General features: G+C 71.2%; 13 protein-coding genes. 3 read left to right on the top strand and 10 right to left on the bottom strand.

Annotated features, from left to right (window positions below; genetic code table 11):
- Nucleotides 1-33: 33 nt before the first annotated feature.
- From ACIA8L_RS07055 to ACIA8L_RS07030, 6 genes are all read right to left on the bottom strand, one after another.
- A complete protein-coding gene (locus tag ACIA8L_RS07055; protein ID WP_395901275.1) occupies nucleotides 34-1,074 on the bottom strand; it encodes a phosphatidate cytidylyltransferase in 1,041 nt (346 codons plus the stop codon).
- Nucleotides 1,074-1,631, bottom strand: a complete 558-nt coding sequence (frr, locus tag ACIA8L_RS07050; RefSeq protein ID WP_395901273.1) for a ribosome recycling factor — start codon at nucleotides 1,629-1,631, stop codon at nucleotides 1,074-1,076. The genes ACIA8L_RS07055 and frr overlap by 1 nt, the downstream gene beginning before the upstream one ends.
- A complete protein-coding gene (pyrH, locus tag ACIA8L_RS07045) occupies nucleotides 1,628-2,419 on the bottom strand; it encodes a UMP kinase (RefSeq protein WP_395901271.1) in 792 nt (263 codons plus the stop codon). Before pyrH ends, frr begins: the two co-directional genes overlap by 4 nt.
- A gap of 89 nt (nucleotides 2,420-2,508) precedes the next feature.
- Complete coding sequence (tsf, locus tag ACIA8L_RS07040; protein ID WP_395901269.1) at nucleotides 2,509-3,336, bottom strand: translation elongation factor Ts; 828 nt, start codon at nucleotides 3,334-3,336, stop codon at nucleotides 2,509-2,511.
- A gap of 21 nt (nucleotides 3,337-3,357) precedes the next feature.
- Nucleotides 3,358-4,278 (bottom strand): 30S ribosomal protein S2, encoded by a 921-nt coding sequence (rpsB, locus tag ACIA8L_RS07035; protein WP_395901268.1) that lies wholly within the window; start codon nucleotides 4,276-4,278, stop codon nucleotides 3,358-3,360.
- A 431-nt stretch (nucleotides 4,279-4,709) separates the two neighbouring features.
- A complete protein-coding gene (locus ACIA8L_RS07030) occupies nucleotides 4,710-5,717 on the bottom strand; it encodes a hypothetical protein (RefSeq protein WP_395901266.1) in 1,008 nt (335 codons plus the stop codon).
- Nucleotides 5,718-5,957: 240 nt separating this feature from the next.
- On the opposite strand from ACIA8L_RS07030, the gene ACIA8L_RS07025 reads away from it, so the two are divergent.
- The gene (locus tag ACIA8L_RS07025; protein WP_395901264.1) at nucleotides 5,958-7,136 is read left to right on the top strand and encodes a pyridoxal phosphate-dependent aminotransferase; all 1,179 of its coding nucleotides are present in this window, start codon (nucleotides 5,958-5,960) and stop codon (nucleotides 7,134-7,136) included.
- 62 nt (nucleotides 7,137-7,198) lie between these two features.
- Here the strand turns inward: ACIA8L_RS07025 and dprA are convergent, their stop codons facing one another.
- The 4 genes from dprA to ACIA8L_RS07005 all read right to left on the bottom strand — a co-directional run bounded on the left by dprA (nucleotide 7,199) and on the right by ACIA8L_RS07005 (nucleotide 11,353).
- Entirely contained in the window at nucleotides 7,199-8,404 is a 1,206-nt protein-coding gene (gene dprA, locus ACIA8L_RS07020; protein WP_395901262.1) for a DNA-processing protein DprA, read from the bottom strand.
- Nucleotides 8,401-9,915 (bottom strand): YifB family Mg chelatase-like AAA ATPase, encoded by a 1,515-nt coding sequence (locus ACIA8L_RS07015; RefSeq protein WP_395901260.1) that lies wholly within the window; start codon nucleotides 9,913-9,915, stop codon nucleotides 8,401-8,403. Before ACIA8L_RS07015 ends, dprA begins: the two co-directional genes overlap by 4 nt.
- Nucleotides 9,915-10,268, bottom strand: coding sequence for a YraN family protein (locus ACIA8L_RS07010; protein WP_395901258.1), 354 nt, complete (start codon nucleotides 10,266-10,268; stop codon nucleotides 9,915-9,917). The genes ACIA8L_RS07015 and ACIA8L_RS07010 overlap by 1 nt, the downstream gene beginning before the upstream one ends.
- Before the next feature lie 161 nt (nucleotides 10,269-10,429).
- Nucleotides 10,430-11,353: a GNAT family N-acetyltransferase gene (locus ACIA8L_RS07005; protein WP_395901256.1), complete on the bottom strand. Its 924-nt coding sequence runs from the start codon at nucleotides 11,351-11,353 to the stop codon at nucleotides 10,430-10,432.
- Nucleotides 11,354-11,473: 120 nt separating this feature from the next.
- Here ACIA8L_RS07005 and ACIA8L_RS07000 point away from each other — a divergent pair, with 120 nt between their 5' ends.
- On the top strand, nucleotides 11,474-11,737 hold the full coding sequence (locus tag ACIA8L_RS07000) for an ACT domain-containing protein (protein WP_395901254.1): 264 nt from the start codon (nucleotides 11,474-11,476) through the stop codon (nucleotides 11,735-11,737).
- Nucleotides 11,734-12,096, top strand: a complete 363-nt coding sequence (locus ACIA8L_RS06995; RefSeq protein ID WP_395901252.1) for a hypothetical protein — start codon at nucleotides 11,734-11,736, stop codon at nucleotides 12,094-12,096. Before ACIA8L_RS07000 ends, ACIA8L_RS06995 begins: the two co-directional genes overlap by 4 nt.
- Nucleotides 12,097-12,205: the final 109 nt, after the last annotated feature.

The following is a 12,205-nucleotide window of genomic DNA, read 5'->3' as shown; positions in this document are numbered from 1 at the left end:
ACCAGCACGGCCGGGCGACCCGGGGTGGCCGTTTCACCTGCTCCAGGGGACGAGGAAGGCCAGCACGGCGTATGCGGTCGGCAGCGCCAGCAGCACAGAGTCCAGCCGATCCATGAGGCCGCCGTGGCCCGGGAGCAGGTTGCTCATGTCCTTCACGCCGAGGTCCCGCTTGATCAGCGACTCGCCGAGGTCGCCGAGGACTGAGGCGATCGACACAGCGACGCCGAAGATCGCGCCGTGCCACCAGACCGCGTCGTCGAGCAGCAGCGGCAGGGCGATCGCGCTGCCCACGCCGGTCCAGAAGATCGAACCGGCGAAGCCTTCCCACGACTTGGCCGGGCTCACCGACGGCGCCATCGGATGCTTGCCGAGAAAGACTCCGGTGGCGTACCCGCCGGTGTCCGAAAGCACCACGGCGAGAATGGTCACCAGGACCCGCACCGCGCCGTCGTGGGCCGGATAGGCCAGGAGGGCGGCGAAGGAGCCCAGGAACGGCACGTAGACGGCGATGAGCGCGCCCGCGGTCACGTCGCGCTGGTAGTGGGCGACACCGTCGGCGAAGCGCCACACGAAGACCAGCAGCAGCGTCGCCAGCAGACCCAGCGGCAGCCGTTCCGCGCCGCCGAACCAGGCCAGGCAGGCCATCAGCGGTGCGCCGAGGAGCAGCGGGACGAGCGGAGGGCGCGCCTTCTGTACCGCGACCGCGCGCACCATCTCCCAGACGCCCACGCTCACGGCCACGATCACCACGCCGAGGAAGAGCCACTTCCAGACGAACAAGGAGATCACGACGGTGCCACCGAGCCCGACACCGACGCCGATCGCGGCGGGCAGGTTGCGACCGGCGCGGCTCTTGCGCTTCTCGGGCGCGGGCGCGGCGGCGGTGCCGTCGGCGCCGGTGGGCTCGTCGCCTGACGGCGGGGGGCTCGGGGCGGCCGGCGCGGGCTCTGACAGTACCGCCGCCGGATCTTCTGCTTGTGGCTCTTCCCCATGCGGCGGGGGCGCGGCCTCGTCGTGCCGCGCCCGCACCGACGACGGACCGGGGGCCTTCGGAGCCCTGGGGGTATGGGCCATCAGACCTCGAGTAGCTCGGCTTCCTTGTGCTTGAGCAGCTCGTCGACCTGCGCGACGTACTTGTGCGTCAGGTCCTCGAGCTCCTTCTCGGCCCGGCGGACCTCGTCCTCGCCGGCCTCACCGTCCTTGACGATGCGGTCGAGCTCCTCTTTCGCCTTGCGGCGAACGTTGCGGATCGCGACCTTGGAGTCCTCGGCCTTGTTGCGGGCGACCTTGATCATGTCGCGGCGGCGCTCCTCCGTCATCTGCGGGAGCAGGATGCGGATCTGGGTGCCCTCGTTGTTGGGGTTCACGCCCAGGTCGGAGTCGCGGATCGCCTTCTCCATGGCACTGAGCATCCCGGCGTCGTACGGCTTGATGATCGCCATGCGCGGCTCGGGGATCGCGATCGAGGACATCTGCGGCAGCGGGGTCGGCGTGCCGTAGTAGTCGACCATCACCTTGCCGAACATCGCCGGGGTGGCGCGGCCGGTACGGATGACCGCGAACTCCTCCTTGGCGTGCGCGATCGCACCATCCATCTTCTCTTCGGCCTCGAAGAGTGTCTCTTCGATCACGGGGTCTGTCCTCCTCGATCCGGGACTGGCTCGGCGGTGATGAGCGTGCCGATCCTCTCACCACTCAACGCGCGGGCGACGTTGTCCTCCCCCTCCGCGCCGAAGACGAGCATCGGCAGCGCGTTCTCCTGGCAGAGGCTGAACGCCGTCTGGTCCACCACCCGCAGGCCCTTGAGCAGCGCCTCGGCGAAGGTGAGGCGGTCCAGCTTGCGGGCGGTCGGATCGGTGCGCGGGTCGGCGGTGTACACGCCGTCGACGCCGTTCTTGCTCATGAGCACGGTGTGCGCGTGGATCTCCAGCGCGCGCTGGGCCGCGACCGTGTCGGTGGAGAAGTACGGCAGTCCGGCGCCCGCGCCGAAGATGACGACGCGGCCCTTCTCCAGGTGGCGGATCGCCCGCCGGGGGATGTAGGGCTCGGCGACCTGGGCCATCGTGATCGCGCTCTGCACGCGCGTCTCGATGCCCTCCTTCTCCACGAAGTCCTGCAGGGCCAGGCTGTTCATGACGGTGCCCAGCATGCCCATGTAGTCGGCGCGGGAGCGGTCCATCCCGGCCCGGGAGAGCTCGGCGCCGCGGAAGAAGTTGCCGCCGCCGACGACGACGGCGACCTGGACGCCACGGCGGACTACCGTGGCGATCTGGCGCGCCATGCCGCGCACCACGTTGGGGTCGACGCCGACGGCGCCGCCACCGAACACCTCACCGGAGAGCTTCAGCACGACACGCCGCACCCCGATCGGGGCGGTGGTCAGGGACTGCCTGGCCGCTTCCACGGCGGTGTTCGTCATGTGGGCACCCTTCTGCCTTCTTGTGGAAAAGGGGTCACGGTCTCCATACAGTCGACCGTGACCCCCTCACTGTTGCTGCGGTACCGCGATCAGGCCTGGCCGACCTCGAAGCGCACGAACCGCGTCACTTCGATGCCGGCGTCCGCCAGCACCTGCTTGACCGTCTTCTTGTTGTCGCTCACCGACGGCTGCTCGATCAGGACGAAGTCCTTGAAGAACGCGCCGACCCGGCCCTCGATGATCTTCGGCAGGGCCTGCTCGGGCTTGCCCTCCTCGCGGGCCGTCTCCTCGGCGATGCGCCGCTCGGACTCGACGACCTCGGCCGGGACCTCGTCGCGGGTGAGGTACTTCGGCCGCATCGCCGCGATCTGCATCGCGACGCTGCGGGCGTCGCCGAAGGCCGCCTCGTCGTCCTTGCCGGTGAACTCGACCGCGACGCCGACCTGCGGCGGGAGGTCCGGGCTCTTGCGGTGCATGTAGATCGCGACCGGCTCGCCGAGCACCGCGATGCGGTTGATCACGAGCTTCTCGCCGATGCGGGCCGACTCGGCCTGGATCAGGTCGGCCACCGTGGCGTCGCCGAGCTTCGAGGCCAGCAGCGCCTCGACGTCGGCCGGCTTGGTCGCGTCGACGTGGGCCGCCAGCTTCTGGCCCAGCTCGACGAACGCGTCGTTCTTGGCCACGAAGTCGGTCTCGCAGTTGATCTCGACCAGGCCCGAGCCCGAGTGCGCGACGAGGCCGTTGGCGGTGGTGCGCCCGGCACGCTTGCCGACGTCCTTCGCACCCTTGATGCGCAGCAGCTCGACGGCCTTGTCGAAGTCGCCCTCGGCCTCCTCGAGCGCCTTCTTGCAGTCCATCATGCCGGAACCGGTCAGTTCGCGGAGCCGCTTGACGTCCGCGGCGGTGAAGTTGGACATGACTCTCTCTCGCTCTGTGGGTTACGCCTGGTTGGTCTCTTCGGCGGCCGGAGCCGGGGTCTCAGCCGACGCCTCGGCCGGAGCCGGAGCCGGAGCCTCGGCCGCGGCCGGCGCTTCGGCCGGAGCCGACGCGGCGGGGGCAGCGGCCGGAGCGGCGCCGGCGCCACCCTCGAGCAGCTCGCGCTCCCATTCGGCGAGCGGCTCGCCGCCGGCCACGACACCCGGCTCGGGCTTCTGGTCGGCGCGGGTGGCCCGCCCGGAGCGCGCGATGAGGCCGTCGGCGACCGCGTCGGCGACCACGCGGGTCAGCAGCGCCGCGGAGCGGATGGCGTCGTCGTTGCCCGGGATCGGGAAGTCGACCTCGTCCGGGTCACAGTTGGTGTCGAGCACGGCGATCACCGGGATGCCCAGCTTGCGGGCCTCGTCGACCGCGATGTGCTCCTTCTTGGTGTCGATGACCCAGATCGCCGACGGGAGCTTCTGCATGTCGCGCAGACCGCCCAGGGTCCGGCTGAGCTTCGTCTGCTCGCGGGACAGCTGCAGGGTCTCCTTCTTGGTGTACCCCTGCGCCGTGCCGGTCAGGTCGAGGCTCTCCAGCTCCTTCATGCGCTGCAGCCGCTTGTACACCGTCTGGAAGTTGGTCAGCATGCCGCCGAGCCAGCGGTGGTTGACGTACGGCTGGCCCACGCGCGTCGCCTGCTCGGCGATCGCCTCCTGGGCCTGCTTCTTCGTGCCCACGAACAGCACGGAGCCGCCCTCGGCCACGGTGGTGCGGATGTAGTCGTACGCCTTCTCGATGTAGTCGAGCGTCTGGCGCAGGTCGATGATGTAGATGCCGTTGCGCTCGGTGAAGATGAAGCGCTTCATCTTCGGGTTCCAGCGGCGGGTCTGGTGCCCGAAGTGGACACCGCTCTCGAGCAGCTGGCGCATGGACACGGCCATGTTCTGGTGGACCCTTCCTGGTTGACCACGACGGACCGGGCGGCCCGTCGTCCTGGCGCCCGGTCGTCGGCCGTCTCACCCTTCGCACACGCGGTGGTGCATCGCGTGTTCTCTCGGGACCAGGGCGGCCGCCGCCCGTTCAGCTCGCCCGGCGCTTTCGGCATCGGCGGGCGGTGGGAGGGCGCGCGAGGTCGACCGCACGGTGTGCGGTCGCCGGTGGAAAGTGTACGCGCAGGGCCCGGGCTTCCACGAATCGCCCCTGCGGCGTGGAGCTCGCCCGGTTTTGTCCGCTTTTTGACGCTGCTGTTCTTGTACGTCTTGCTGGTACGCCGCTCGCCGCTTGTGCGGCCAGTGCTTCTTCACGCCGCTTGCCGCCTGCCGCTTGTGCGGCCAGTGCTTCTTTACGCCGCTTGCCGCTTGCCGCTTGCTGCTTATGCGGCCAGGCCGGCCGCGATGAAGAGCAGCATGCCGATCGGGAGATACACGAGCGGGGTCCGCAGCCAGGGTCGCACGCCGGGTGCGGCGGCGGCCGCTCCCCCGATCAGGCCGTACAGGCCGAGCGCGAACATCGGCAGCGCGGGAATCATGAAGATCCCGGCGAGGGTTCCGTTCGCGACGATGTCCTTGGCGGTCATGGCTTCGAAGAACAGACGCAGCACTGGTACTTCGAACAGCGCGGTCAGCAGCCCCAGGGCGACGGCGAGCCCGGGGCGCTTGCTGCGGTACACGGCTCCGCCCGGGTCCTCGGCCGGCCCGAACTGCGGCCGTTGCTGGGGCGGGGGGACGGCGGCGGTGAGCGCCGTGGGCGCCGCGAACGCGCTCGTGCCCATGCCGGACGGCGCCCCGGACCCGGGCACGCCCGAGACGGGGCCGCTGGGTATCGGTGCGCCGGACACCGGCCCGGCCGGGGTGATCGTCGGGAGTCCGTGGATGGGTGACCCGGACGTGTGCAGCCCCGGGATCGGCGCTCCGGTTCCCATGCCCATGCCGCCGGGTCCCATGCCGCCGGGCGCGCCGGGTGTGCCGCCCGGGATGCCCCCGCCGGACACCGGTCGCTGCAGCGCGCTGCGGTCGATCGCCTCCGACCGCCGGGACCGGCTCACGTACTCCCCGGAGAACTCGCCCGTGCCCCCGGGCGCGCTGAACTGCCCGCTGGGGCTGTCCCCGTAGCTCGGGCTCTCGGCACCGAACCCGCGCCCGCTGACCCGTGGCTCCGGCACCCGGTACCCGCCGTCGTCGTGCTCCCGCTCATCGGCGTACCGCGTCGGCGTGTACCCGCGATCGTCGCCGTACCCGCGCTCCGCCTCGTCCCGGCTGCGCGAGCCCCGGGAGCGCTCGTCCGGGCGGCCGTCGTACCCACGGTCGTCGTAGCCACGGCCATCCGGCTGCCAGCGGGAATCCGCATCCGGGTCCGGGGAGAAGTTCCGGCGTCCATCCACGGTCCGTCACGCTAGGCCCTCCGCAAGATCCCCGCCACCCGGCAGCAGTGTCCTGAATCCGCACCGCGCCCCTTCGACCTGTCACTTTGCCCTCGCGCCGGTCGCTCCCGCCCGCTCCCCGGCCGCCCGCCGCCCGCCGCCGCACTGTTCCCCCGCACAACCCCGGTCGCGGCCGCGCGCTCTGCCCCCTGCCCCCGACCGTGCGCGTCCGGTTACCCACATCGGTCGCATACTCGGGGGGTGACTGACGCCACGCGTGATCCGCTCATCGCCCGCATGCGCCCCTTCGGCACCACCATTTTCGCGGAGATGTCGGCGCTGGCCGTGCGCACCGGCTCCGTGAACCTCGGGCAGGGCTTCCCCGACACCGACGGCCCGGCCGCGATGCTCGAGGCGGCCGTCGCGGCGATCCACGGCGGCCGCAACCAGTACCCGCCGGGCCCGGGCATCCCCGAGCTGCGCGCCGCGATCTCGGCTCATCAGCGCGCGTTCTGGGGCCTCGAGTACGACCCGGACGGCGAGATCCTCGTCACCGCCGGTGCGACCGAGGCGATCGCGGCCAGCATCCTGGCCCTGTGCGAACCCGGCGACGAGGTCGTCTGCTTCGAGCCCTACTACGACTCGTACGCCGCCTCGATCGCCCTCGCCGGCGCCGTTCGCCGCCCGGTCACGCTGCGGGCGGCCGACGGCCGCTACTCCTTCGACCCGGACGAGCTGCGCGCCGCGTTCGGCCCGCGGACCCGGCTGGTGCTGCTCAACTCCCCGCACAACCCGACCGGCAAGGTCTTCACCGCGGCCGAGCTCGCCCAGATCGCGCGGCTGTGCGTGGAGCACGACGTCCTCGCCGTCACCGACGAGGTGTACGAGCACCTGGTGTTCAGCGACGCCGCCGCCCCGCACGTGCCGCTCGCCGGCCTGCCCGGCATGCGCGAGCGGACCGTGCAGATCTCCTCGGCCGGCAAGACGTTCTCCTGCACGGGCTGGAAGATCGGCTGGGTCTGCGGCACCCGCCCGCTGGTCTCGGCCGTGACCCGGGTGAAGCAGTTCCTGACGTACGTCAACGCCGGCCCGCTGCAGCCCGCCGTGACGGTGGCGCTGGAGTCGCCGCCGGCCTACTACCAGGAGTTCCGCGACGACCTGCAGCGCAAGCGCGACCGCCTCTGCAAAGGCCTGGCAGAAGCCGGTTTCGCGGTACTGCAGCCCGAAGGCACCTACTTCGTCACCGCCGACATCACCCCACTCGGCGGCACCGACGGCGTCGACTTCTGCCTGTCGCTGCCGGAGCGCGTCGGCGTCGTGGCGGTACCCACCCAGGTCTTCTACGACGACGTCGACGCCGGCCGGCGACTCGTGCGCTTCGCGTTCTGCAAGCGCGACGAGGTCCTCGACGAGGCGGTGGCCCGGCTGCAGCGGCTCTGATCGGCTGTTTGTTCGTGAGCAGCTCTCCCTGGGCACGGCCATCTCGCTTCCTTCCCGGCCGCTCACCGCTCCTCCACCTCGCCGATCGTGGCCTGCGGCAGGCTGCTGAGCCGGTACCCGTCCGGCGTCGCCGTCACGAAGCCGAGCTCAACCAGCAGCGGCAGGCTGCGCCGGGCGTCGCGCCCGCTGACCCCGGCCACGGCGGCGATCTGCTCGGCCGTCGTGGCCCGCCGCGGCCGGACCGCGTCGAGCACCCGCGCCTGCAGCGGATCGAGCACGTCCTCCGGCCGCCCCGCCCCCTTGATCGGCAGCGCCAGCTCCCCGACGCTGCCGATCGCCTCGATGATCTCGTCGACCCGGGTCACCAGCACGGTGTTCTCCTGCCGCAGCTCCATGTGGCAGCCGACCGACATCGCCGAGTTGATCGGCCCGGGCACCGCCATCGCGGAGCGGCCGAGCAGCCGGGCATACGCGAGCGTGCTGCGGGCCCCGCTGCGTGACCCGGCCTCGACCACCACCGTGCCTTTGGTCGCCGCGGCGATGACCCGGTTGCGGGTCAGGAACCGCGTCTTGTGCGGCTCCGTGCCCGGCGGCCACTCGGTGACCAGCAGCCCCTCGGCCCCGATCTGCTCGATCACCGCCGCGTTCGCCGCCGGGTACTGCTTGTCGATCCCGCACGCCATCACCGCGACCGTCGGCCCGCCACTGGCCAGGGCACCCCGGTGCGCCGTCACATCCACACCGAGCGCGGCCCCGGACACGACGGTCCAGCCCTCCTCCGCGAGCCCGTAGCCGAACTCGGAGGCGACATACCCGCCGTACCCGGTGATCGCCCGCGCCCCCACCACCGAGACCGACCGCTCCAACGTCTCCGCGAACCGCAACGGCCCGCGCAGCCAGACACACAACGGCGGATCGGTGTCCCGGCGAAGCACATTGCCGGTGCGGCTGGCCCGGACCAGATGATCGAGCACCACCGGCCACTCGTCATCAGCCGCGGTGATGATCCGCGCCCCGTGCCGCTCGGCCTGCTCAGCCATCCGTTCCGCGAGCTGCGCACCCACCTCCAGCGAGCCTTCAACCCCGGCCGCTTTCACTCTCGCGTGTACCGCTCCCGCCAGCGCCGACGAGATCCGGTCCGCGTGCACCACCCGGTCCAGCGCCTCCAACGGCCCCCTGGCCCGCACGAGCTCACCCAGCTCCCGGCTCCCGGGCTCGACCAGCACCCCAAGCGCCATCCGCGCCGCCCGCTCTTCCCCGGTGCTCATTGGATCGTCCTCGACCGCAGCTCAAGCGCCTCGCGCACGTCGGCGGCGTCGGGCCGCTCGTGCCCCTCGAGATCGGCGATCGTCCAAGCCACACGTACCGATCGTTCGAACCCGCGGGCGGACAGCCGCCCGCGGTCCATCTCGATCGTCAGCGGATGGAGCACTTCGCGCGAGAGCCGGAACCGCCGGTCCCGCAGCAGGGCGGCCGAGACCTCACCGTTGGAGTTGGCGGCCCTCCCCCAGCGGCCGGTCGCCGCCCTCCGGGCGTTGAGAACCCGCTTGGCGATCACTGATGACGGCTCCACGGTTTCGGTGTTCAGCAGCGCTGCGGAGCGAACCGGGTCCAGGTCGACCTGCAGGTCGACCCGATCCATCAGCGGACCGGAGAGCCGCGCGTGGTACCGGCGGCGGACGATCGAGGGGCAGTGACACATCTGACGGCCGCCGGGCCGCGCGCACGGGCAGGGGTTGGCCGCCATCACGAGTTGCGCGCGGGCCGGATAGACGGTCTCGCCATACGAGCGCCGCAGCCGCACCTCGCCCTCCTCCAACGGTTGCCGGAGGGCGTCGAGAACGCCGGAGGAGAACTCCGCGCACTCGTCGAGAAACAGCACGCCGTGATGCGCGAGGCTCAGTGCACCGGGCCTGGCGAATCCAGGTCCGCCGCCGACCAGGGCGGTGACCGACGCCGTGTGGTGCGGAGCCTGAATCGGCGCCCGGCGAATCAGGGTCCCGTTGGGCGCGAGGTTGCCCGCGATCGAATGCAGTGCGGTCACTTCGATCGCCTCCCTGTCGTCCAGCGGCGGCAGTACTCCGGGAAGCCGGGCGGCGAGCATGGTCTTGCCGGTACCGGGTGGCCCGAACATCGCGGCGTGATGGCGGCCGGCGGCGGCGAGCTCGATGACGCGCCGGCCGCGTTCCTGGCCGAGCACGTCGGCGAGGTCGAGGGCGGAAGCCGGGGCCGGCGGCGGCTCGGGCTCCGGGTCCAGCAGGTCCTGGGTTTCGTACAGATAGCCGATGATCCGCCCGAGGCTGTCCGTGGCGCGGACGTCGATGTCCGGGACCAGGCGGGCCTCGGTGACGTTGCCGACCGGCACCAGTGCGAACCCGAATCCGGCCCGGCTCGCGGCCAGGACCGCCGGTAGCACGCCGCGGACGGGACGGACCGTGCCGTCCAGGCCGAGCTCGCCGAGGATGACGGCGTTGCCGAGGCGGGCGATGGGCAGGTCAGACCCGGCCGCAAGGACCGCGATCGCGACGGCGGTGTCGAAGCCCGAGCCGTGCTTGCGGACGTGAGCCGGCAGCAGGTTGACGGTGACGCGCGCCTGGGGCCAGTGGGCGCCCGAGTTGTGGACGGCCGCCCGGACGCGGTCGCGGGCCTCGCTCAGGGCCGCGTCGGGCAGGCCGGAGACGACCAGGCTGGGCAGGCCGGGTGCGACGTCCGCCTCCACGACGATGACCTCGCCGGCCACACCGTGCAGGGCGACGGAGCGTACCTTCGCGTAGCCCATCAGAACGCCCCACGCAGGTGCCGCAGTGCCAAGGTCCGCCCGACGAGCACGCTGATCACGTCGAACCGCACGCACTTGTAGCGCACGTCGTTGGCCGCGAGCCACATCCGGGCGAGCCTGCGGATCCGGCGGACCTTGGCCGGCACGAGCGCCTCGACGGGGTCGCCGAACCGGGTGTTGCTGCGGGTCTTCACCTCGACGAACACCAGGTCGGGGCCGTCGCGGGCGATCACGTCGAGCTCGCCTGAGCGGTTGCGCCAGTTGCGGTCGAGCAGCACGAGGCCCTGTGACACGAGGTATCGGCAGGCGACGCGCTCGCCGAAGCCACCGAGGAGCTGTTTGCGGTTCGTCATGCGAGCGACTGTGGCGGAATCGGGCGATCAATGCGGCGCGGAGACGATGGAACTGTGGATAACCCAGTGCTTGTGGATAAATTCGGACAGGTTATTTGACTTTGGTATGGGTGCCGGTCGCGGTGCAGGCCGGGTGGCATGGGGCCGATACCGGGGTGGCGTCAGAAAATTTTCCGCCAGTGCTGGTGCACGAGGTCTTTGCCGTACGCCGGCTTGCGTTCTTCGCTGTCGAGTTCGAAGCCGGCGCGCTGGTAGATGTGGCGGGCGGCGTCGAGGATGTCGTGGGTGAACAAGACCATCTCCCGATAACCGGCGCCGCGGGCGAAACGGATGCACTCGTCGACGAGCCGGCCGCCGACGCCGAGGCCGCGGGCCTTGGGCTCGACGAGCAGGAGCCTCAGCTTCGCGGTCTGCTCGCTCGCGCGGACGCAGAAGATCGACCCCACGGGCTCGCCGTCGACCTCGGCGATCCAGCCGCGTTCCCAGCGCGGGTCGTGTGACTCGGCATAGTCGGCGACGATGCGCGCGACCATCGTTTCGAACTCGTCGTTCCAGCCGTACTCGGCGGTGTAGAGCGCTCCGTGGCGCTGGACCACCCAGCCGAGGTCGCCTGGGCCCGGCGGACGCAGCACGACTGTGGGCGCGGCATCGGTACCCCCGCCAAGGATCGTTTCAATGGCGTTCATGGCACCGATCAGGCGCCGCCGGTCCACCTCCGTCACCTGGCCCAGGAGCGCCGCCGCCTGCGCGTCCGAGCGCTGGTCGAGCTCGGCCTGTGCGGTCCGCCCGGCGTCGGTGAGCCTGATGCGCTGCTTGCGCGCGTCGGCGTCCGAGCGCTCCCGCGCGACCAGCCCGTCGTTCTCGAAGCGGCCCAGGATGCGGCTGAGGTACCCGGCGTCCATGTCGAGCCCCTGCCGCAGCTCGGCGACGTCGAGCACACGCGCGGGCGCGGCGGCGAGCTCGTACAGCACCCGCGCCTCGGCGAGCGAGTAGGGCGAGTCGAGCAGTCCGGCCCGCAGCACGCCGATCAGGTTCGTGTAGAAGCGGTTGAACCGGCGGAAGGCCGCGACCGACTCGATAGTCATAGTTGACATCGTCATAAGATTCCTTGACGTTGTCAACGATCTTTGGAAAGGTCAGCGACGTGGCGTCGTAACGGCGGGGAAACGCAGCGTCGTCAGGCTTGCCCGATGTCGCTACGTCACGTGATCGTCGCACTCCCCGACCGGCCCGGCTCCCTCGGCCAGGTGACGACCTTGCTCGGCCGCCTCGGTGTCGACATCCGCCAGATGCGCGTGCTCAGCCGCGACGGCGCGGTGGCGACCGACGAATTCACCGTCACCGTCCCGGGCCCGGTGATCGACCGGATGCTGCCGGAACTCCTCGAGGAGATTCAGGGTGTACGCGTCGTGTCGGTAACGGCTGCCGATAGCGATAGCGGGATATCGGGCGCTATCGTGAGGGTATGACCGCTCCGGCCGACAAGCTCGTGGAGCTGCTCGAGACGCTTCCGCCCGCGACCCGCCAGGAGATCACCGCCTGGCTGCTCGGACGCACTACCCCGATCGATCGCCGGGCGCTGCTCGGCTCCACGGCACTGCGCGGGCACAGCCTCATCGGCCCGCCCGACCTCGGCCCGGACCCGGGCTCACACGGCCTGCTGGGCGGCTCGCTGCCGGTCGGCGAGGAGAGCCAGCTGGTCACGTTCCGGCTCCCGGCCGAGCGGCACGCCGAGCTGCGCGCCTGGTGCACCGACCACGGGTTCACGATGGCGGCCGTCGTGCGAGGGCTGATCGAGCGGTTCCTCGAAGATCAGCAGCGCCGTTGACGACGCCCGGCGACCCGACGGCGGGCGGCGGGGACGCGCCCGAGCACCTCCGCGACGCTCCCGCGACCTCACCCGCGGGCGGTGCCGGCGCCAGCCGGAAGAGCCGCAG

It is taken from the genome of Dactylosporangium sp. NPDC051541, from assembly GCF_044454505.1.
GTDB lineage: Bacteria > Actinomycetota > Actinomycetes > Mycobacteriales > Micromonosporaceae > Dactylosporangium.
This window is presented reverse-complemented; position numbering and strand designations above follow the sequence as displayed.

Excerpts from the sequence above, each read along its gene's own strand:
- ACIA8L_RS07010 (WP_395901258.1), bottom strand. The coding sequence starts at position 10,268 with ATGACGAACCGCAAACAGCTCCTCGGTGGCTTCGGCGAGCGCGTCGCC.
- pyrH (WP_395901271.1), bottom strand. The coding sequence starts at position 2,419 with ATGACGAACACCGCCGTGGAAGCGGCCAGGCAGTCCCTGACCACCGCC.
- rpsB (WP_395901268.1), bottom strand. The coding sequence starts at position 4,278 with ATGGCCGTGTCCATGCGCCAGCTGCTCGAGAGCGGTGTCCACTTCGGG.
- dprA (WP_395901262.1), bottom strand. The coding sequence starts at position 8,404 with ATGAGCACCGGGGAAGAGCGGGCGGCGCGGATGGCGCTTGGGGTGCTG.
- ACIA8L_RS06995 (WP_395901252.1), top strand. The coding sequence starts at position 11,734 with ATGACCGCTCCGGCCGACAAGCTCGTGGAGCTGCTCGAGACGCTTCCG.
- ACIA8L_RS07005 (WP_395901256.1), bottom strand. The coding sequence starts at position 11,353 with ATGACTATCGAGTCGGTCGCGGCCTTCCGCCGGTTCAACCGCTTCTAC.
- tsf (WP_395901269.1), bottom strand. The coding sequence starts at position 3,336 with ATGTCCAACTTCACCGCCGCGGACGTCAAGCGGCTCCGCGAACTGACC.
- ACIA8L_RS07015 (WP_395901260.1), bottom strand. The coding sequence starts at position 9,915 with ATGGGCTACGCGAAGGTACGCTCCGTCGCCCTGCACGGTGTGGCCGGC.
- ACIA8L_RS07055 (WP_395901275.1), bottom strand. The coding sequence starts at position 1,074 with ATGGCCCATACCCCCAGGGCTCCGAAGGCCCCCGGTCCGTCGTCGGTG.